The sequence below is a fragment of the Mesorhizobium sp. M0243 genome (genome assembly GCF_040321775.1).
Taxonomy (GTDB): Bacteria; Pseudomonadota; Alphaproteobacteria; order Rhizobiales; family Rhizobiaceae; genus Mesorhizobium.
On the sequence record NZ_JAMYSF010000037.1, the window covers coordinates 1 to 20856 of the forward strand.

A 20856-nucleotide genomic window follows, 5' to 3' on the forward strand; every position below is an offset into this window, starting at 1 on the left:
CAGATCGTGCTCGGCGCGAACACGACCGCATGCTCCGCCCTGAGAAATTCAGCCAACTCGACCAGTGTGATGTCGTCCTGACCTTCGATCACCGCTAGGATCGTATCCCGGTAGGCTTCGATCCGCTGGGAGCGCTTGTCTCCGCCTTGGGGCTTTGCCCGCGTCGCGCCGCTCTCTCGCCATTCGCGGACCCAGCGGACCGCGCTTGCCGCGGCAACACCGAAACGATCCGCCGCAGCCCGCCGCGACAGGCCACTCTCAACCGCTGCGATCACTCGCGAACGCAAATCCTCCGATATGGCTCTAACCATGCCTGCTGGCCTCCATACCCAGCCGACATGATGAATCAGATATTCTCCCCGATGGGAATCCCTCGCGATTCCATCAGGTCAGATTATGCTCTAGCTGCGGAGGCTCTCGTCCGGAACGGATTTCAGGCCGTTCGCAATCTGAACCACGACGTGCACAACCAGCCATTCGCGGACCTCATCGCCGAGAAGTACGGCATCCGCTATTTCATCGGCGTGAAAGCCCGAAACGAGGAACGCGACGTGGGCGGGCTGAACGAGTCCTACAACTGCGTGCTCGTGCCCGATGCCATCAACAGGCGAATGAAGGAGAAGGGCGCGACCGTCGACGACATAACTGCCCTGGCGCTCCGCCAGGTTCATCTACTCGCCGAGCGCTTCGCTGCCATCCCAGCATGGCTCACGGTTCCGCTCCGCCCCATGCAAGGGACGTACGCGGCGTATTTTGGTCTCTTGAAGGAGCTTGGCAACAAGCGTTCCATCCCGATGACGGGAGCGGCACGAGCCAGCTACGTCTGCCTGGCCGACTGGGCGGTGGACGCGCGGATTACGTCCGACCTCTGCAATGCCGCAGGCGGCGCTGGTCCCGAGTCCTAACCCGGGACACAGCCTGTGCTTTGGGGCTTCTTCCCAATTGCGAGAAAATACTTCCCATTTTCTTTGGCATTTCCACCCACAATCTCATTCTCCAGCCGCTGACCCCTCAGCCGAAGATTAGATTCGCACCCGGTTTCAGTTTGCCCTTTTATGCAACTTTCGAAGCACAAATCATGAACGTGGGATGACGTGGTGTCGGGTTCAAATTCGCCGCCAGGGGTCAGCTTCGCGCCCCATAGGTGCGGATTTTGTCATCAAACATTGGGGTACCTATCCGGTCCAGATGCTTGACGGAATAGGAGCGGGACTTGAAAGCGGCGTGGTGCCTGGTTGGGAACAGGCGCGAAGCGTTAGACTTGGAGGCTTTGAGAAAGGTAGTCGCGAACCTCAAAGAGATTGACACCAAATCGCTCGGCATCACCAGGGAAGACAACGATCGACAGTTTGTTTGAAAATACCTTGTCGTACGAAGCGTCCGCAAAGGATTGCGCGACCTTCTCGATAACCTTCTTTCTCGGCAATCCAACGCGACCGCGACCGGTGCCGATCAAACCGATCGCAGTATCGCCAAGCTCGCCCTTCATAGCCATGAATTGCCAAAGGGCCTCTAGCGCCTCGTCGAGCATTTTTGGCGTCGACTTGGCAGTACCTTCTTCATTTAGTTCGGCCATCGCCGAGAGGTAGAATGTCTTTCCATGCGAGCTGACCTTTGCGACCGTCCCAATGGGATATCTACGTTTTTTCCCCTTGCCAACCGAGTGCTCTTTGAAAACCATTCCTTTGAGGGACATAGCCAGTTGCTTGTTTAACTCAACCGTGTTCCCCAAAAAATACTTGTTCGTGAACTTCCCCTGCAAGCTGTCCGGATTAATCAGGCCGCTGGCTATGTCAGTGTCAAACGTCGTGTTTGTGCTGATCACTATGTTGGTGGCGGGCGACTCCAGGAGGTCCCCAATAAGAACCTCGTAGCTAAAATCCTTTTTTGGAATGCGATAAGAAATTCGAGATACTGGTCGCCTGGAAAGAAGGGCGGCCACCACGGCAAAACCCAACACCAAAAAGAAGCTGTACGCGCTGTATTTGTCTCGGGTGTACATGCTAAAGAAATCCAGCATATCCAGCAGAAGGTATATTCCCCCGAGAACGGCGAGAATCCTCGCTAATCCGTCAACTGATAGGATGGCATACCGCCAATACGACCAAGTTCGGATCGAGCTGAAAAAATACTTCACGATCTACAGCCCGAGATTTTTGTAGGTTTGGTCGAGGTAGTGATACGGACCGGTTTTCCCCTCTTTTCGATGCTTGGCATGACTGTCTGTCCAATTAGTCATGGCATACTCTACGATCTTCACCCCAAATGGGACGTAGATAGCCAAGCTCTCCCGAATTGCTGGCGGGCAACGGTCGTCGCGATGCCGGGCGCCATTTAGATTTACCCCAATAATTGGCAGGTCAAGCTTCAGCGCGGCTTCCATTTCCCACTTAACGAACTTCGTCAGCAGTTTTGTCTTTTCGCCGATAAGGACGATCAACAGCTTTGAGTTGGCGAAGCGCTCGCGAAGTTGACGCTTAATGCTTTCTTCTTGGCTTGTATCCCGTGCTGTATTTAAGTCATGCGCATTGTGGAAATCGAACGTGAATTTCTCATTCTCCGCCCATGCCGTCATGAGGCGATAGTAACGCATGTCCGTATCGCCGTCGAAGCAGATATAAGTCTTATTCCTGTACGCCATATCTTCCGCCGCCATTGAACGGAAAGACTTGTCACAGAACAAGAGAGTCGTCTAGCCTCGGAGTGATGGCGTTTTCCACAACCACCCAGCCGCCCTCAACATAGCATTACGCAAATTGTCATTCGCCGCGATCAATGCCCGATTGCCGCGGCGTTCGGCCGTCTTGCCTGCATAACCAAGCGCCTCGCCTATGTCGCTCATGTTCTGTGCTGTAAGCGTGATGTCGGGCGTGGCTTTGGCCGCACGCAATTGTGAGACAGAGCACCACTGCGCCGCGTTGTCGTTATTCTGCGCGCGGCAAGGAGCTGATCGTCAGCGGGCATTAGAGATCAGAGCGCAGACCCGCGTCTACCGCTTCGTCAGAGAAACCGCGGTCGATCGCCGCTATCAACCTTTCCCGTGATCGCAGGGCGTCGTGATGGGTCTTCGCGTTGGCGTAGAAGGCGACGTGCACCGCTCCGGTCGCTTGGTCTACGTCATCGATGTCTATCCAGACCGGCTCAAGTTTGAAGTGCACGTCCCATTCGTCCAGGTGGGCGGACTGTTGAAGTGTGTCGGAAACGCCGTTGCAAAGACGAGCCCAATCTTGTGGTCCAACGCGATCATAGAGGCTACTCGTCAGTTGGATATATCCGCCTGCTACGCGTCGACGGCCCTTTGGTGCCGCCGGATCGACGTGCTGCCCCAGGTCACAACCGATGGAAAACAGGGTCGTTCGTGTCGCGGCGATGCGAACCAAAAACGCTCGCAAGGCCTTCGAGGTCTCGGCCTCTGCGATGCTGACAGCCAACTCTGGTCGGCCGCGAAGATCCACAAAACCCCTGTTGCTCCGTGTTGAGCTAAAGAATGATGGATATGGCACGCTGGTATGCACTTCGTAGCCGTGCGCATTTGTTATATTCACCGGCATCGCTGGGGCTCTCCGCTTAACCAGATTGGTAGCAGCATTGATATCGAACTTGCCGCCTGAATCGCCAGCGTGCATAGATGCCCGGTGTGTGAGGAGATTGTTCCCATGGCGCAGACTTCTATTGAGTGGACGGATGTAACATGGAATCCGGTCGCAGGCTGTTCAATCGAGTCGGACGGCTGCAAATTCTGTTATGCTATGCGAATGGCTGCCCGCCTTGAGGCCATGGGGGTCAAAAAATACCGGGGACTGACTAGGAAAAGTGGCGGTCGCAGCAAATGGACTGGCAAGATATCGCTGGACGAGAAGGCACTCGCGGCGCCGCTTAAGTGGAGAAAGCCGCGTCGAGTGTTTGTCAACTCAATGTCGGATCTCTTCCATCCGAGCGTTCCAGCTGTATTCGTCGCTGCGGTTTGGGCGACGATGGCCAAGACTCCGCATCATACCTATCAGATCCTCACAAAGCGGCCGGCACAGATGGCTGACATGCTGCGCTCTTCTAATTTGCCGGTGCTCCCGAACGTCTGGTTGGGTACCAGCATCGAGGACCGCCGCGTCGCATCGAGGCTCGATGATTTGCGCCGCGCACCTGCACTCGTCCGCTTCGTCTCCTTTGAGCCTCTGATCGGGTCCGTGCGCGGAGTGAATTTGGAGAGGATCGACTGGGCCATTGTTGGCGGAGAGAGCGGCCCACATGCCCGTCCGATGAATGTGGTCTGGGTGGATGAAATTGAAACGATGTGCCGAGCTACCGGCACTGCGTTCTTTTTTAAACAGTGGGGCGGCAAGAACAAAAAGGCTTCCGGCCGACTGCTTAACGGTGAGATATTCGACGAAATGCCGGCAGTATATCAACTTGAGGCCGGACGAGCTTGACTTCCGGCTCTCCAATTGCTGCAATTCCAGCGGCTTGTGGGGAGTTGATCCATTCCACGCTTCGTTTGGAAGACTGATGGGACGCTGCCGGGCGCCAGCGCGCACAGCCTAGCGAAGTTGCGCCTCATTGATTTTTACCTCCAACGCTACTTTGAAACGGTTGCCGTCAATCCAGCTATGGACGTGCTGCGGATCACGTTTGTCGATGGATTCTGCGGCGGTGGAGCCTACAGTGATCGGGGAACGACCGTAGAAGGCTCGCCGTTGGTGCTGCTTGGTGCGGTTGAAAAGGCCCGGAGGGCGCTCAATGAGGGCCGGACGAAACCGATAAACATCGAGGCCCAGTTCTATTTCGTCGACAGTGACCAGACAGCCATCGACGTGCTTCGGGGGAACTTGGCGAAGGCGGGACACCTGACCCGGCTCGGCCAGGACATCCACCTGACGAGAGCCCCTTTTCAACAGGCCTTTCCCGATATCAAGGCCGCAATCAAAGCGAGAACACGGGGCAACGTAGGCCGCTCGGTCTTCGTTTTGGATCAGAAGGGATACACCGACGCGCCACTGCCTTTGGTCAAAGACATCCTAGAGAGTTTCTCCGGCTGCGAGGTAATCCTAACATTCGCGGTCGGTTGGTTGATTGATTACCTGAGTGACAAGCCCCAGACCCTAAAGGCCGTTGCACCCCTCGGACTTTCGGAGGGGCAGATTCGGGAATATTTGCAGCTGAAGGACCAAAGGGGTGGACGGATCGTCATAGAACGCCTGCTTCAACAACACCTACGTCGAGAAACCGGAGCCACTTTCTCGAGCCCATTTTTCATTCGGTCGGTTGAAGCCAACAAGGACCTGTGGATTATTCACCTCTCAAACCATGTGACTGCACGGAACGTGATGGTGGAAGGACATTGGCTGATCAAGAACAACTCGCTGCATTTCGGAACCGGCGATTTCGAGATGATGGGCTTTGACCCTCATTTAGACCCAGCAAGCACCCCGGATTTCTGGTTCGGCGATTACGAGCAGGAACTTATGCGCGAGCGCCTCAAAGACGGAGTACTTAAACGGTTGCGCGACCGCTACGCTTCGGAGAGCGTCGAATACCTCACGTTCGTGCGAGAGGCGGCGAACGAAACACCTGCCAGGTTGGCCGACTTTGACCACGTTGCTGGCCTTCTGGTGGACGAAAAGCAATTGAGGCTAGCGACTCCAGATGGGCAAAGTCGGCGTAGCAGGCGCCCGGATCGGCGCGACCTCATCGGCATACACCCACAAAGCTCCTTCCACTTCATTCGGCACTCGACCAAGACCGGACGCTGAGTAGCCGGCATTGGACCGACTCAAGGCCGCTGGGACGACCGGCCCACTATCCCGTCGCGACCGACATTTTGGGTGCCAAGTGAAATTACGCGGCGGGTGCCACCGATTTTTATCGGACCTATTTCCTGTATCGGCTTGAACATGCCGCGCCCGGTCTCGACGAGATCGTGCTCAAGCTGCTCGAGGACACGGTCAGGGAGAGAACCCGATTCCGGCCAGGATCGCTTCGCGCCTATGGGACGGGGCTGCTCGCCGGCGAGCCAATCAAGATCAGTGACGCGGAGGTCGAGCGCTACAATGCGCTCCAGTTCGCGCAGTCGCGGCGGTTCCTTTTCTCGCACGCCGCCAATTTTGACCGCGCCCGCGAACGCCTCGCCACACACAAGACGGGGCTGCGGGAGTTACTGATGCCCCCTCGGCCGGATGGGCGAAGGCCCGCCGCCCCGCACGCGCATGCCCGAGGGCTGGAACCTGGTCGTCCATGGTCCGCGCGACCATCAACTGTTGCACCTCGAGGAGGTTGACAAGGAAGGCGAAGGCATTACCGCGCGAACCAGCCATCTTGAGTTGCTGAATACCGTGGCAGCGGATACACGCCTCGACTACGTCGAGCTCTATCATGGTTCTCGCCAGCGCCGGCACCAAGTGAAGCTCGAACTCCTCGCCGATGCCGGCCCCGGCTGGTTCAGGGCGGTGCATTACGACGAGTCGACGCGGGAGTTCGACCGCCGGATCAGCGCGACAAGAGGCAAGAAAACGTGGTACTTCCGAGCGGCGCAAATTACTCGTCCATCCACGATCCAACATTTTCGATTCGACGCTGAAACAATTCAAGTTCATCTAAGATGGCGCTATTCCAGCCAACTGATCGGATAGGGCTTGCGTGAGGAAGACGTGCATCTGTGGCAATTCTTGATCCGCGCCTGCTCGAGCTGATCGAGACACTAGTGGCCGCGCGGCTCGACTGGCTGGCGTTCGAACTGATGGAAGGTGTCCAGGTCGGTCGGCCGCCTGAAGAGTCCGAAGAAGCACTCGCCGCGGTGCGGGAGTCGATTCGCGGCAATGCGCAGCCGAAGGCGCGCGGCGAGCCGCAGGCTATTGCGGTGGAGACAAAGCCGATTCCGCCTGAGGACCAGGTCGAATGGGCCGCCGCCTATGTCGAGGAGCGGCTCGGCGACGCGCTCGAGCAGCTCCAGGCGTCGATCGACACGCTCGACTTCGTCGTCAAGGAGACAACCGAGCGGCGAGACAAGGCTGGAGCTGTGGCACAGCCAACCGACGCGTCGGAGCCAAGGGCAGTCGCGGTGCTGCTGGATCTCGACGGCGAGCGAAAGAGCGGCCGCGACGACGTCGTCGTCGCAAGCGAGAGCTTTCCCACCCTGCGCACCGCGCTAGCCGAATGGACCGCGAAATCGCGCGGACAGGCGACGACGTGATGATCCCAAATGTCCAATCCGCCCTCGACACGATCGTCGGCCGCATCACTACGCTCGAACATGCCTCGGGCGCTGGGCGCATCTTCGAGCTGTTCGTCATGACCAGCCTCGCGCGCGGCTTGCGCAATGCCGGGTTCAGCGTCTGGCTGCAGCGCTCGGACGGGACCATTATTCAGCCCGGCGACGCGGACCGCCGCTTCATCCAGCGCGGCGGCGCGCCTACAGGCGTTCCCGCGGCTTCAGCCGGGCCTGACAATGCCAGCGTCATCGGGTTCCGAAGGGGACGCCGTCAGAAATGGGAGATCTGGAATGGCATCCAGTTCGCGGGCCGCAGCTCGGCGACACACGAAATCGACATCTCGATTGTCCCCGGCAGCGTCGGGACTGCGATCCGTGGGACCGGCGGCATTCCGGTGGGGCGCCCGCGCGTCGCGATCGAATGCAAGGATGTGGGCACTGCGGGTAGCCTCGACGAGATGCGCGCCTTCATAGCCCGGCTCTACGATGTGACTCTGCTCCATGCGCATCATCGCCATATGCACTTCCCGCACGCCCGCGCGCTCCATCCGGGCAGCCCTAACGAGCCGAAGCACCGCGCGATCGTGACCTATTGGCAGGAGAATCGGCGCACCAAGAACATCATCGCGCGGCGGACCGGTTTCACCGGCGGGACCGCGCCGCTCGGCGACTATCACCGTATCGAACCGCATCGCCAGATCAGCGTCGGTAGCAGCACCGTCGACGACCTAGTCTGGTCGGTGGTCCACTGGGCGGGCCGCAATGCCTGAAGCCGACGAATTCACCCGGCGGCGACGCATGACGTGCAGCGGCTGCGCGCCTGGAGGCCGCCGGCGTTGCCGTTGAGCCAATCCGGATCGACCCATATATGGATCAGCGGTTCACCTTTTCAGCGACCCAGATGGATTGCCGCTGGAACTCTACGAGGCCCGATAAGGAACGGTTCGTCGTCGAAGGTGGGGACGCCACCTCCTTTTGAGAATGGCAGGTTTCAGGAACGGTACTTGGCTCCTTGAACGACGGTCCCTTGTTGGGTGTGACCGTCCTGGCTGATGATTCCGACCGGCGTCAGTCAGCAGATATAGTCCGCCAACTTGGGTGCGTCGCCGGGCTCCTTCCCACTGGAGCCGGACCGCTTTGCGCAGCATACCGGTCGTAGCGACCAGCTCGTCGTATCCCAGAAGCTGAAATCATTAGCCCCGCAGTAGGGCTCGCTACAAATAGAGATTTGTAGTTGTGCTGATGTGCAAGCGCTTGTGTAACAAGAATTCTGACGCAAATCCGGCTCATGGGCTTTTCAATCACCAGCCGCGGTCTAGGCGGCGTATGTTAAGCTTCGGAATCAATGACAACGACAGCCTAGTGACACAGTTGAAAAAACATATGGATTTTGAGAAAGCCAAATCAGAGCTCGCCTCGCGCCTCCGTGCCCTCGACGCTGCGGGGCCGTCTGGTTTTGAAGGATTGATGAGAGACGTTTTGTCTGAAGTCACCGGGGAGCTTTTCAGGCTCGCGAAATCTGGCCCTCAGGGCGGTTCCGACGTCAGGGCAGTCAATAGCAATACGATCAAGATTGGGCTCGAAGGCAAACGGTACGGAGAAAATACAAGGCTCGGGCTGGATGAACTGCAAGCAAAACTGATTGACGCGGCGATGCAGCAAGACCCGGTCGACTTATGGGTGCTGGCGGCTACACGAGAGATTTCGGCTTCCGATTATGAGCAGCTATCCAAATCGGGCATATCCCACGGGATTTCAATCCTTCTCCTTGATTGGCCAGTGGCAGCTGGCGTCCTCCCCGATCTCGCTGTCTTGTGTGCTGAAGCCCCGCAAGCAATGGAAGCGCACATCGGGAGCGACATTTCTATCGCCAACTCGATCGCGACAATCCGAATTCACGCCAATTTCGAGAGGTTTCGTGATCGCCTGAGAAATCGACTTGGTGCGGCGGACATAGGCTATGCCGCGGCCACAGAAGCAATGCACGGCTGGATGCTAGTTGCGCTTCGAAACCAAGCAAACGCAGGGGCACGCTTGGGCGGCCGAGGGCATGATCTTCTCGCGTCGCTGGAAACGCGGATAACCCGCAAAACACTCGACGAACAACTCGATCGATGGTCGGCAAGTTCGCGTCCGGCGGTACTTGTCGGCAACGAAGGCGTTGGCAAGACATGGTCGTTCTTGTCCTGGTGGATTGACCGGACTGCGCGGCCGGAGCCTTTGCCGCTCACGATCTTTGTATCAGCCAAGGAAGTCCGCGACGAGAACGTCGAGGATTTGATCAGCCGACTGCTTGCCGGGCGCCTCGAACATGGCGACCGCGTGTTTTGGCAGCGTCGGCTCGATCAATGGCGGCGTGCCAATGTCGATGGTCCTCAATTCATCCTTGTCATTGATGGCCTCAACCAAAACTGGACGAAACGCGACTGGGCGGATTTTTTCCAACCCTTGTACGACGAGCGGTGGATTGGCCGGGTTGCGGTCTTGATGACATGCTGGCCTGACCATTGGGCGGACCTGCAGAAGCTCGCGCCTCTTACGCCGGAACCTATTGAGATTCCTGTCACCAACTTCAGCGAAGCGGAGCTCGACTTATTGCTCGCTAGCCACGGCCTCACCCGGAATGGGTTCGCCGACCCCATGCTGGCCATGATGAAGGTTCCTCGTCTTTCGTTGCTGGCCATCATGAGACAAAAGGAACTTGCTGGGAGCGGAGACGTCACCCCAGAACGTCTGGCCTACGAGGATTGGAAAAATCGTATCGCCCGGCGCGGTTCGGCGCTCGCCATCACCGATGCGGAATTTCAGGATTTTGTTCGTGAAATCGGAACAACACTTAGAACCTCGGTTGAAAGTTCGGCCTTCACCCGAAGCGAGTTGCTTGATCGATTGGGAAGGGACAGCGGAAAGGAACGGAAGGATCTACTTGAAACCCTTGGGGAGATCGTTGCTGGACGTTGGCTGGAGCCGGGAACGCGCGCGAATGAGTTTCGCGTCAACCCCGAACTTACGCCATTCGCGCTAGGACTGACGCTTGCGCACGAATTGAGAGAGGCCTCTGATGACGGATCAGCCGTCACGATCATCGCCGGTTTTGTCGACCCTTTCAAAGGCCAAGGATTGGGTGTTTCAATCCTTCGTGCCGCGACAACCGTCGCCTTACTTGACCCCGAAGTCGGTCGTGGCGCCCGGCGAGCCATATTGAAACGTTGGCTTTCAGAACAGAACTTCATGCAAGTTGACTTCGATGCCTACTGGCGCCTGATCGGGATCGATGTTGATCTCATGTGCCAGAATATTGAGGAAACGTGGCTTTCACGGGAGGGAAGCGGGGTCTTCTCCGACGAAATCCTTATCAAAGGAATGGTGCAGGCTTATCGATTCCCAGAAGTTGCCTCACATCTTGTCCGCCGATCGGAACAATGGCTCGGATGGCTTTGGGAAAACCCCGACGAAGGAAGCTTCCTGGGTCGGATTGACCCCAACTCGCAACGGTCGCTAGAGAACCGGGCTCGGACCAGAGCGTCTCTCATAGAATGGCAGAACGTCGAACGTTCGGAATGGCCGCACATCGAACTCCGCACATCCGGAGATGTCAGCTGGTTTAGCCACAGGGTATTCGGCATACTCTCGTTTCTGCCGCGAGCGCCATTTATTCGTGCTTATGTTGCATGGGGGCTCAGCCGAGCAGTGATGGGCGTGCCACGCCATTGCGACGAACTTGCCTGGGTCTTCCGACTTAACAAAGAGGACGCAGATCCTTTCGAATTGGCATTTTATGAATGGATCGAACGGCTTCGTACCATCGGCGGCGCCATTGCTGACAACGCGGCGAACTACCTTCTCGAGGCTGTCGCAGATCCGCGCGCCCAAGATATGCTTGATAGAAGCGGAATCCCAAAATCGGGAGATGGAGAAACGGCGGAGCCAGCATGGACCGACCCTCGAAACCCATCGCAACAGCCAGTTCACAATACCCAGAAAGAGCGCATTCGTGGTGGCTTATTGTGGCTGCATCACCGCCAGAACGGCGACGATGATATTCGTTTGGAACGCGTCAAGACAACCTTGGCGCGCCTCGATCCGACCGTTCTGCAAGAAATCGCGGTTGAGGCGGCCAGAAGTGCATCGGACCGAACCTCTGAACAACTGTGGGGCCTCGTGCACCGGACGCACCGCATCCTTATGCTGTTGTCTGCCGAGGAACGCCACACCCTCGTTAAGGCGATAGACCGCGTACTCGACGGCAGCGAACTCTCCGATGAGAAGGATCTCCTTTGGTGGCGCGCTCGTCGGCTGGAAATACGGCTTTGGGGTACTTCTCTGAGCGAGCAGCTTACGATCATTAGGGAAGAATGCCAGGACGCGAACGAACTCGCCCTGCTCTACGGCCCATTACCGCATTTGGACCAGCCGCTTCTTCGCGAAGAATTGGCGACATTTCCCCTCGCCGGCACAAAGGCTCAAAAGCTTGTCTCGTTATATTATCTGACCCAGAGGTCGGCGGACGCGACATTGGGCGGATGGAGCGATTTGGCTTCTCTCATATCCGACGGGGATGAAGATGTCAGGCGTTTGGCTATTGAGTTGGCGCCTGCAACACGTGAGCCTTCCGTCATGGCGGCGGTCGCGGCAAGCGGCAGGGATGCAAAATCGGCGGCAAATCGCGTTGATCGGGCACATATTTCGCGCGCGCTGCTCGCCGCAAGTGAGGTTTTGGGACAGCCAGACCTCCTAAAGAGGGCTGACCCGGAGGTGGTTGCCCTGCAGTTAATCTGGCATCCTACCGAAATCACCATTTCGCAGGCTTACGATGCGTTTTTGCGAACGGCCCTGCAGAGGTCGCTTGTATTGCGATCTGGCCCGATTGGCGATCACTGGGTTCGGCACGAGGGGGCAATGCGAGCATTGATTTCCCAGGATCCGAACGGCTTCCTGCCCTGGCTGACTAGTTGGCTCAGTGAAATCGGCGATGTTCCGAATTTTGTGCTCATGGATGAATTTCCGCTTATCTCGCTTTGCCGGGCTCTTTTCCAAGCGGGCGCGCCGCAAGCTGAAGTCCTTTGGGATAAACTCACTGAGGCGATGGCGAGCGGAATTATGAAAAACGAAAGCCTGTTGCTCCTGCCGATGGAATCACCCGTGGGTGAAAATGGTGACCGGATGCGCACCCGTATACTGTCGGCGGCAACGACGGATCAGGATTTGGCAGCCCTGGTGCAAGCCGCTCTCAAACACGGTCATACTGGCTGGCTTGAGCGCATCATCCGTGACGGTGAAGCAAGTGGCCGAGCCGGCGACATCGCTAAAGCTTACACCCTACTTGGGTATTCCGATGCCGTTAGCCCGTTCATCAACCTTTGGGACGAGTTCTCGGATCGGAAGCCCGTCGATGGATGGCTGGCATCGGTCTATCAAGGTAGCCATGCAGCCTTTGAGCTAAACAGTTGGGCGCGCCACTGGTACCGCGCATATCTCGATGCTCCCGACCCTGCCGCGGCCTTCGCAGCCTTTGAGCTGCTTTTGTCTTGCCTCGATGGTCGGGCATCTCTTTGGATCAAAATAAGATCTGAATTGGAGCCCGGTGAACTATATCTGAAAGCTCACTGGGATTCCAACGTGCATGAACTAAACGACGTCATAAAAAAATCGCGAGATAAGCTGAAGAAGACTCTATTTCACACCGCCATTATGGAGCAAACTCAGCACCCGTGGCTATAGCCGTACGGCCTGTCCGCCAGACTAGGCTGTCGATCGACGGTCTGCGTGGGCTCAAGTGTGGGAGGTCCACCAAATCTCAGAGTGCTTGCGCGCCTTCGTTAAGCCCGCAAGTTAGTCATTGCCGTAGTCAGGCTCATGCTCCATCTCGCGCTCTTGCCGATCCTCGTAGATATAGTCCAAACCGCCGGCTTCAATTTCAGCGCTACCCGTAAGCGCTAGATCGCACGTCGGGCAGCGGAACTCTTCGCCGACGAATTCGCGGTCAACGATCTCCCAGATGGCTTCCTCATCGCGCTCTTCGCTGATGTCTTCACCTGTTTTCTCGCCGGTTATGAAAGCGCGGCAGTTGCAGGCCGGGCAGATCTCCGTCCAAATCTCGTCATAGTCCCCCTCAAAGAGGTCCCTTTGATGCTGTGGCTGCCGCAATAGGGCCTCAGCCGCCAAGCGCTCCCGCTCCGCTTTCTTCAATGCCTTGAACTGTTCCTTGGCGGCCTCGACGCGAAGCTTGACCGCCGAATCAAGGGCTTGGGCAGCTTCATCAAGCAACTGACGCGGAGCCTTTGCATCGGCCGCGCCCAGCCATTGTTCCAGCGAAGATCCCATCTGGTTAAGAATCGTGTCGCAAGCATGCCAATAGCGCGCCTCCCAGGCGTCAAGACGCATGGTCCGAAATGGGAGGTCGGCTGAGTGGAGCTCCGTGTTACGACGCTCCGCGATGTCCTGGCAGAATTTTTGGATGGTCTTGTCGAACCTCGGAACGAGGTGCGCAAGGCGCTCGAACAAGGTTTTTGCCGTGATGGTCTTCACATCGGTCGTAACATTGATGCCGGCGGCAACGAACATCGACTGCCAGTGGGTCGGATCGACCACGAGGCTCGGGTGCGTGCGCGCGAGCGCGGCTTTGCCAAGCAGCTCGAGCGCGAGCGAAGCCCAAAGCTGGTATTCGTCGAGTTCGCCACCGCCCTTCCTGGCCAGGGCGCGGCCTATGTAAACCTTCGACTTCGCATGGAGCGCGTCGCCGTTGATAGCGATGAAGACGTCGTCAGGCATCGATGAGAACCCTCGCTAGACGTCGGCCGGAGCCTTGGTCCGTCGGCCCGCGTCCGTGAAGGACGCGCCAGTTGTCGATGACTAAGATGTCGCCCTGGCGCCAACGGTGGACTTCCGGGGAGCCGCCGGTCAACCGATGTTCCACAAGCCTCAGGGCTGCCTGTCCGCGCTCATCGACGGCTTCAAGACAGCCAGGATCGTATCGGAGGAAGGCGCGATCGGGGGACAGAATGGTCGAGTAGAAGGAGCGCCGGCCGGTTCGCACGAGGATCGGAGCGCCTTCGAGAAGGTGAAGCTCATCCGGCGAAAAGCCGAGGGTTCGCCAATCGAGTAGCATCGTCACCGCGCTAGGCGAACCCGGCTCGATGCACCCGAGAAGGAGATAGCGGCAGGGTCTCGGTCGGTGGCTGAGTTCGGCGTGGAACGGCAAAGCGTTCAGCCCATAACGCGCGCTCAAGGATCGAGGATGTGCATGGTCGGCCGTTCGGGGTCGGACGAACTCCTCCAGCGCGCCGCCTCGGCCCGCAGTGCGCCTGCCGAGAAGATCGCCCATACGGCCGATTTCGCTGACGATGGCTTGGGCCTCTGCGGCACCTGCGACATGGCGGGCCCAACCGCATTCGGTCAGCGGGGCCAGGAGCCGCTGCGGAGCGGTGATAGCTGTGTCCTTAGTGACCATCGTTGCCCGGCCTATCGATCGAGACGAACACGAAGCCGCCGCGCACGCTCGCGGAAGGCGGCCTCGCCACCCTCAAGGATGTCACACACGGCTTTGCGGATTGCGGCGTTTTCCAGCCCGCCCGCCACATAGCTGATCGGCGGAAGACCGCCCGACGGATGTGGGCCAGCTTCGGCTACGATGATCTGGTCAGCGTCGGTGTTGATGACGAGATTTGCGTTGTGCGTAACAATAATGACCTGACGCTTCGACTTGGCCGCAATGAACAGCGCCACCAGTTCATCGAACACGGACTTCGGATCGAGATTTTCCTCCGGCTGGTCGATGATCAACGGACGATCGTCCGAATCGTCGAGAGCGAGGTAGAGCAGCAAAAGAACGATGCCGCGCGTGCCTGGCGAGAGCTTCCGGATGTCGACGCCGTCATAGGAGATCTCGTACCGAACGATGATGTGGTCGGTCCCGAAAAGCCAGTGCGCGAATTGCTTCGACCAGGCGCGGAACTCGGCTTGTTGCGTGGGCGCATAAGGCGCGTGCGAAAGAAGGTCATTGGCGTATTTTCCAATGAAGGCTGTCATCGCAGCCTGAACCTCCGCCGCCGAGCCCGTCTCCCACGCGGGTTTCAGTGCCTCCGTTGCGGCAGTAATAAGCGAGCGGCGGCCATAGAAGGGACCGGCTTTGCGTCTGTCGAGGAGTTCTTCCTCCGCTACCGAGCCCCACGTTTCGACGTCGGCGATCCTGCGAACCGAGAAGCTGAGCTTGTTGAGGGTGCCTGATGCCGCTGCAAGCCTCGCCATTAGCGGCGCGTAGAGGCCGGCCAGTGCGTTCTGTTCGCTGATGATCGCCTCGAAGACTCGCCCGTATGTGTCATCTCGCTCGGTTTGAAGCTCCTTCCTACGCCCTGCCGCCCCTTGCGCATCGATAAGCCGGGTTTCGAGGGTCTGAAGCGCAGAATTCTCTTGCGCGATTCGGCCGGTCAGTGCCGTGTATTGGTCCTGCACCAGCTTGTCTGCGCTGAATAGGGTCCCGAGGCGTGTCATCTCAGCGACGATCGGTGCAAGCGGAAGTATCGATAGATCAGCATTGTCCGCAACCAGCGCGACATTTGGATCGCCAGGCGGCGGCGGAACGCCGTTGAGCTTCCGAACCTCGCCATCCGCCCACGCGATGTAAGCCGTCAAGCTCTTGTCCACGTCGCCCTGGTAGATCAGTAGGAAGTCTTCCCACTGCTTGCCGTCCAGACCGCTATTGGCGTGCCGCGCCTGGGCTTGACGGAGCATTTCCGGCGCGCCAGTGGCACGCATGCTCCGAGCCTCGTCCTGCAGGGCGACGAAGGTGCGGCGCTGATTTCCAAAGGCCTGGATCTTGTTTCGAAGATTCTGAGCCACTCCGCTGAGCTGGGTGTGACGCGCCACTTGCGCTTCCGTTCCTTTGACAACGAGTTTGGCGCGGTCGGTTGTGTAGTCCGCGATTATTTTCCTCTTCTGTGCGGCCTGCGTAGTCAGCGTGGCAACGAGGCTTTCTTTCTCGAACTCGCTGGCGATGCGGTCGGAAACGTCCGAGATCGCCCCGGCTTCGCGCTTGCGTGCCTGCTGGAACCGTGCAGTTTCCTGTTCGCGCAGCTCGGCAAAGTCGGATGCCCAGTCACGATCCTCCTGCGAATGCGACTCGAAGATCACGCGCTCGATCTCGTCCACGAGACCATCGGAGACACCCTTCGCCGAGCAAAGCTCTTCGACGAACTGCTGGGAGAGATAGCGGGCGCGAGGAAAGGACATGTGGCCGTTGGCGTCGCTGCCGTCTAGGGAACGGGTGACTTCCGAGCCGCTGCCCCAGGAGAGCGTCGTCGTGGCATTGCCGATAAGCCTGCGGGCTCGCGCCAAGAAGGACGGGCTAATATTCTCGTCTGCATCCCAGCCGGAGGACGAGATTGCATCGCAACCTGCCGCAATGACGTCGGCCAGGGCGGTCTTGCCCGACCCTCGCGCGCCAATAATGGCTACAAGACCGGGATTGAGCGGGATATCAGGCGTGGTGGCCCAGTCCGCATTGTCCATCCTGACGTGCGAGATGACCTGCGACGGCATTGCCGACCGCGGCGGCTGCTCGCCGACATAGGCGCGGCCCTCCGGGTCGATGCAGGCCTGACGGAGCGAATCGAACTCCAGGGCGCCCTTGATCCATGAGAAGCGATTATCGACAGGCTGGCCGATCGATATCTGGTCGTGGGAGTCGCTCCCGTGAAGACAAGGCTTGCAGCCGTCATATCGCGAGCGCAGCTGTTCGACGGTCACGCCCCGCTGGCCGAGCCAGAATTCTCGCTGCGCCGGGCTGCTTGAGAAGATGATGTGGGCGAATTTCTCGATTTCTTGTCGAACGGTCGCGTCGGCGGCCTGCCGAAGGCCTGACGTGCCGTCGCCGGCGGCGCCTGCGACGGCGATCAGGATGTTCTTCTTCGCCCATTCGCTTTCGTGAATGACCTTGCGCAGCTGGTCAAAATTGACCTTGACCTGCGTCGCACCGTGCCGAAGCGCCGCGCCGTCATCGATAATTGTCGGGTCGGCGCGCTTTCCGAGCTTGATCAGTTCTTCGCGGGTGCAGTCATAGCGATCGTTATGAGCGCCGAATTGCAGGCGCTTGAGGATGCGCTTGACCTCTTCGACGTGGTTTGGATCTTCCGGGCTGACCAAGAGGTGGATGTTCACAAACCCCGACTTTGCCGCCGCATCGAGGCGCAGCTCGATGTTCGGGAAGAGCAGCTTGACGCCGGGGAGTCGGCCGGCAGCTTTGTGTTTGAGGAATTCCTCGTAGGTGTCGGTGACATAGTAGTCGGTAACGGCGATTGCCTCGATTTCGGGCGTTAGGCTTTCGAGCGTCGCCAGATAGAAATTCCAAGGATCGGTGGCTCCGAACTGGTTGTTGAGAATGGTACCAGGAGCATGAATGTGTGGCTCCCATCGATGCCATTCTGAACCGCGATTGACCAGCGCCTTTGTTCTGTTGTCGTCAACGTCTTGCACTGCACTCAACTCCCGCACTTTCGAATATTACTACATTAAAGACCCATGCGCGTGCGCGGTAAGGTCATGATCGACCTCTCCACCTCGCTAGATCACCACGTCGGCCACCAAGATTTTTGCGCAGCTGACAATAAAATGCGTGTCCACTGTGTAGTCGTAGTCCCCAGCCATTCGGCTGCCCAGCTTTTCTATATCGAGGCTCCGCCATTCAAATTTCCGGCCTTTTTTAGTTCGACGACAGCACAGTTGTACAGAGTTCGTCTGCGATGGACGATGATGTCAGGGAAGACGGTGAGAGCCGACGCATCATCCGGGATGTTTTTAGTCTCTCCGGCCGTGAAGGTTCTTTCCCGCATCCCTAAGGGATTGGATTCGCAATCGACATGCCACTGATTGAAGTGCGACGCGAGGCTATCCGCAGTGCACCAAACCTACCGCCCTCTCCGCGCCGGCTACCGAGGCAACTCTGGCCAACGGCCGCTAAACCTGCTTTCACTTTCGAAAGCCGACGGACTGCAACCGTGAAACACCGGTCGTTGCGTTGCTCCGGCTTAGTGGACGATTCTGGCGCTACAGCCATCTTTGCCACACGATACGGATACGAGCTACATCTTCACACCAACCCCACCCTGAAATCCTCCAGAACCTGAGCCAGCCCTCGCGCGCCGAGAAGGGTCAAAACGCGCTTCGGCTGAAGCTTCGGTATCGCCCGGTCGTAGATGGCGAGATTGATCGCCCCGTTGAGGCGCGAAGGGTAAATGATCCCGTCGGGCTCGGATGGGTGCTCGTGAAACGCCAGTGACCACCGGCGTGCCAGGTTCTGGCGCTGTGCCCGAACGACATCGGTCGGCACACCCATCCGAACGGCATTGTCGCCTCTGAGATCGACCAGGCGTAGATCTGCCGTGGCCGCGATCTCCGCATAGCGCCGCTGGGTCAGTTCCACCTCCTCTATTGGAAGATCGTCAAGGGTCCCTTCACGGCGGTCGCGGAGCACGGTCTCGAGGAAGCACACCTTCAGGGAGTCACCGAGGTAAAGAACGCCAAACCGGTTGGCGTCAACGCGGCGTCGAGGATCGCTGAATCGGCTCAGCGACTTCCCGTATCCCAACGGATCGGGATAGGTGTTCCAGTAGATCCGGCCGAATGTCCGTCCCGGCGATATGGTCTCGATTTCGAGCTTTGCACGCCCGAAATCGGCTGGAGGTGGAACGCCGGGCATTCAGTCGAAATCGCCCCTGGCCATGCTTTCCGCCGCGGCCAGCACCGCGACATCGTCACCCTGCTGAAGGGCTCGAAGGCCCGTCCGGCCATCGAGGGCGCCATGGCGCGACACCAGAAACCGATAGACCGCCCAGGCGCTGTTGCCGAGCGTCTCGTGGAGCGCCGGCAATGTCCCGAACGGTCGGCCGTCCTTGTCGAGTTGCCAGACGGGAAAGCGGAAGCCGCGCTTGGCGCCATCGATCCCGAGCACCTGCCCGCTTTGCCGCCTGGCGTTGACCGTCACCCGCGACGTGCCGAGCAGCTTGGCAAAGGCATCCGCGCTCAGCATGTCCTCGCCGGCGACAATTTCGGCAACACGCTTGCGGCCACGCACGCGCGCTTCGGCAAGCGCCGCCTCGAGTTCGGCATCGGGCTTGCCCGTGTCCTCGACGGGAAAAGTATCGTCTGAAGCGATCGATTGCTCCTCGACCGGCGTGATCGTCTGCGCACCAGCCGTTGGATCGACCTCTACCCGGAACGATACGCGATGGCCGATCTTGCGGCTGCGTGCGATCGCTTCCTGATAGCGTTCGAGCAACACCTTCTTGAAGTCTGCCTGTGCCGGCAGCTTCGCGGTGAAACTCAAGGCGGCGACTCCCGTATGCGATGCGGTTCCGCTATGATTGCTGCGTTTTGGAGCGGCCATGATGAGAACCTCCTGCTGTCACCCAATATGGTTGCAGATCGCAAGTTCGTCAAGTTCGATAATTTCGTAAGGTGTGGAGAATGGCTGCGGACTAAACAATTCCCCACGCCCGAAACCGCCCCCTGCCCGTCATCTCGCGCAGCCCAAGTTCGCCGACAAGATTGAGCGCCCCCTGCTTTGTCACCTTTAGCCGCTCCTGGATCATTCCCGTCGAGACGAGCGGCCGCGACAGCACCAGCTCGACCAGGTCGGGCAGTTTCGAGCTGGCGCGCCGTTGTTTGAGCCGCCGCTCCATCTGGCTTTTGGCCAGCACCAGCCGATCGTGTTCCTTCAGGCCAGCCACTGCTGCGTCGTGAATGGCATCGAGCAAGGCGAGCAGCCGATCGCCGCGATTGCGCGCCCGCCGCCGCTCGCGCGGAATGTTTTTCGCGCCGAGATGCAGGCTTGCGAGATGGTTGGCAGCAGGCCCCTCGTGGCGCAGCAGTGCGGCAACAAGCAGCGGCCCGAGCCAGGCGGCATGCTGCAGCACCTCAATGTCCGACCAGGCTTCGAGCAGGATTGCGGCGCGCAGCACCGACGGCCACTCCCGCGTGTCGGCGAGCACGGCCTGCCATTCGGCCAGCCGTTCTTCTTCATTCCAGTCGAGATCGTAGATCAGGCCGTTTTGCGGCTCCGGCCGGTCACGTCGTGACGTTTCCTCCTTTCGACCAGGCACGTCGGCGCCGCTGAGAATCTTCGACGAGCGCGCCAGGACGGCATCGATCTCGGCAAATTCTTCGGCCAGCAGATCGTTCTCAACGCAATTCCGATCGTCGGCTTCGAAAGAGCTGGCTGCAGCCCCCTCCCCATCCCCTCCCCGGCCCTTTTGTTCTGATGCCGCCGTCGCGCTACCGCGGCCGGTCAGCGCCAAAAAACCGTCGCGGCTGAGGGTCCAGTCCGGCTTCTGTGCAAAAATCCGCCGGCGGGTTCGCAGCACCGCATGCGCGCGCGTCAACTCGTGGGTCGGGGTGCGGATGTCCATGTGGGCGTCGTGCAGCACGAGGTCCTCGAGGTGGACGAGTTCGCCCTCGAGCCAGAGCGCGGAAGCCGCGTCGGCAAAATGCTGGCGCTCGACAAAGCCGTCGCGGACCGGCGAACGGGCGACCCGCTCGTCGAGGCGGACCAAAGCCGCGGTCGCGCGGGCAACCGGCCCGATCAGGGTTTCCAGGGGCAGTTTGTCGAGTGTGTAAGCCATTGTTTTCATGATGGCTGATTCGCGTTGGTCAAGCTAGTGAAG

The 20856-nt window shown here is 58.9% G+C and carries 16 protein-coding genes and 2 pseudogenes; 8 read left to right on the forward strand and 10 right to left on the reverse strand.

The window, feature by feature from the left end:
• Positions 1–275 (reverse strand): annotated as a pseudogene (locus tag NKJ11_RS30360) (IS630 family transposase); the annotation flags it as partial.
• Positions 276–461: 186 nt separating this feature from the next.
• Here NKJ11_RS30360 and NKJ11_RS30365 point away from each other — a divergent pair.
• On the forward strand, positions 462–905 hold the full coding sequence (locus NKJ11_RS30365) for a hypothetical protein (protein WP_352794909.1): 444 nt from the start codon (positions 462–464) through the stop codon (positions 903–905).
• A gap of 350 nt (positions 906–1255) precedes the next feature.
• Here NKJ11_RS30365 and NKJ11_RS30370 read toward each other — a convergent pair whose 3' ends face one another.
• From NKJ11_RS30370 to NKJ11_RS30380, 3 genes are all read right to left on the reverse strand, one after another.
• On the reverse strand, positions 1256–2002 hold the full coding sequence (locus NKJ11_RS30370) for a macro domain-containing protein (protein ID WP_352794910.1): 747 nt from the start codon (positions 2000–2002) through the stop codon (positions 1256–1258).
• Between the two features lie 138 nt (positions 2003–2140).
• Positions 2141–2656, reverse strand: coding sequence for a TIR domain-containing protein (locus tag NKJ11_RS30375; RefSeq protein WP_352794949.1), 516 nt, complete (start codon positions 2654–2656; stop codon positions 2141–2143).
• A 307-nt stretch (positions 2657–2963) separates the two neighbouring features.
• Positions 2964–3551, reverse strand: a complete 588-nt coding sequence (locus tag NKJ11_RS30380; RefSeq protein ID WP_352794911.1) for a hypothetical protein — start codon at positions 3549–3551, stop codon at positions 2964–2966.
• Positions 3552–3656: 105 nt separating this feature from the next.
• On the opposite strand from NKJ11_RS30380, the gene NKJ11_RS30385 reads away from it, so the two are divergent.
• The 7 genes and pseudogenes from NKJ11_RS30385 to NKJ11_RS30410 all read left to right on the forward strand — a co-directional run bounded on the left by NKJ11_RS30385 (position 3657) and on the right by NKJ11_RS30410 (position 12922).
• Positions 3657–4427, forward strand: a complete 771-nt coding sequence (locus NKJ11_RS30385) for a DUF5131 family protein (protein ID WP_352794912.1) — start codon at positions 3657–3659, stop codon at positions 4425–4427.
• 84 nt (positions 4428–4511) lie between these two features.
• Positions 4512–5747, forward strand: coding sequence for a three-Cys-motif partner protein TcmP (locus tag NKJ11_RS30390; protein ID WP_352794950.1), 1236 nt, complete (start codon positions 4512–4514; stop codon positions 5745–5747).
• A gap of 423 nt (positions 5748–6170) precedes the next feature.
• Positions 6171–6623, forward strand: a complete 453-nt coding sequence (locus tag NKJ11_RS30395; protein WP_352794913.1) for a hypothetical protein — start codon at positions 6171–6173, stop codon at positions 6621–6623.
• Positions 6624–6649: 26 nt separating this feature from the next.
• Positions 6650–7183 (forward strand): hypothetical protein, encoded by a 534-nt coding sequence (locus NKJ11_RS30400; protein WP_352794914.1) that lies wholly within the window; start codon positions 6650–6652, stop codon positions 7181–7183.
• Positions 7147–7971, forward strand: a complete 825-nt coding sequence (locus NKJ11_RS30405; RefSeq protein ID WP_352794915.1) for a hypothetical protein — start codon at positions 7147–7149, stop codon at positions 7969–7971. The genes NKJ11_RS30400 and NKJ11_RS30405 overlap by 37 nt, the downstream gene beginning before the upstream one ends.
• A gap of 41 nt (positions 7972–8012) precedes the next feature.
• A pseudogene (locus NKJ11_RS33920) lies at positions 8013–8125 on the forward strand (VOC family protein); the annotation flags it as partial.
• A 459-nt stretch (positions 8126–8584) separates the two neighbouring features.
• Entirely contained in the window at positions 8585–12922 is a 4338-nt protein-coding gene (locus NKJ11_RS30410; protein WP_352794916.1) for a hypothetical protein, read from the forward strand.
• A gap of 111 nt (positions 12923–13033) precedes the next feature.
• Here the strand turns inward: NKJ11_RS30410 and NKJ11_RS30415 are convergent, their stop codons facing one another.
• From NKJ11_RS30415 to NKJ11_RS30440, 6 genes are all read right to left on the reverse strand, one after another.
• A complete protein-coding gene (locus NKJ11_RS30415) occupies positions 13034–13972 on the reverse strand; it encodes a hypothetical protein (protein WP_352794917.1) in 939 nt (312 codons plus the stop codon).
• On the reverse strand, positions 13965–14651 hold the full coding sequence (locus tag NKJ11_RS30420; protein ID WP_352794918.1) for a TauD/TfdA family dioxygenase: 687 nt from the start codon (positions 14649–14651) through the stop codon (positions 13965–13967). Before NKJ11_RS30420 ends, NKJ11_RS30415 begins: the two co-directional genes overlap by 8 nt.
• Before the next feature lie 11 nt (positions 14652–14662).
• On the reverse strand, positions 14663–17638 hold the full coding sequence (locus tag NKJ11_RS30425; RefSeq protein WP_352794951.1) for a TrlF family AAA-like ATPase: 2976 nt from the start codon (positions 17636–17638) through the stop codon (positions 14663–14665).
• Positions 17639–18284: 646 nt separating this feature from the next.
• Positions 18285–18893 (reverse strand): RES family NAD+ phosphorylase, encoded by a 609-nt coding sequence (locus NKJ11_RS30430; RefSeq protein WP_352794919.1) that lies wholly within the window; start codon positions 18891–18893, stop codon positions 18285–18287.
• Complete coding sequence (locus NKJ11_RS30435) at positions 18894–19580, reverse strand: XRE family transcriptional regulator (RefSeq protein ID WP_352794920.1); 687 nt, start codon at positions 19578–19580, stop codon at positions 18894–18896.
• A 91-nt stretch (positions 19581–19671) separates the two neighbouring features.
• On the reverse strand, positions 19672–20823 hold the full coding sequence (locus tag NKJ11_RS30440) for an RHE_PE00001 family protein (protein WP_352794921.1): 1152 nt from the start codon (positions 20821–20823) through the stop codon (positions 19672–19674).
• Between the last annotated feature and the right edge of the window lie 33 nt (positions 20824–20856).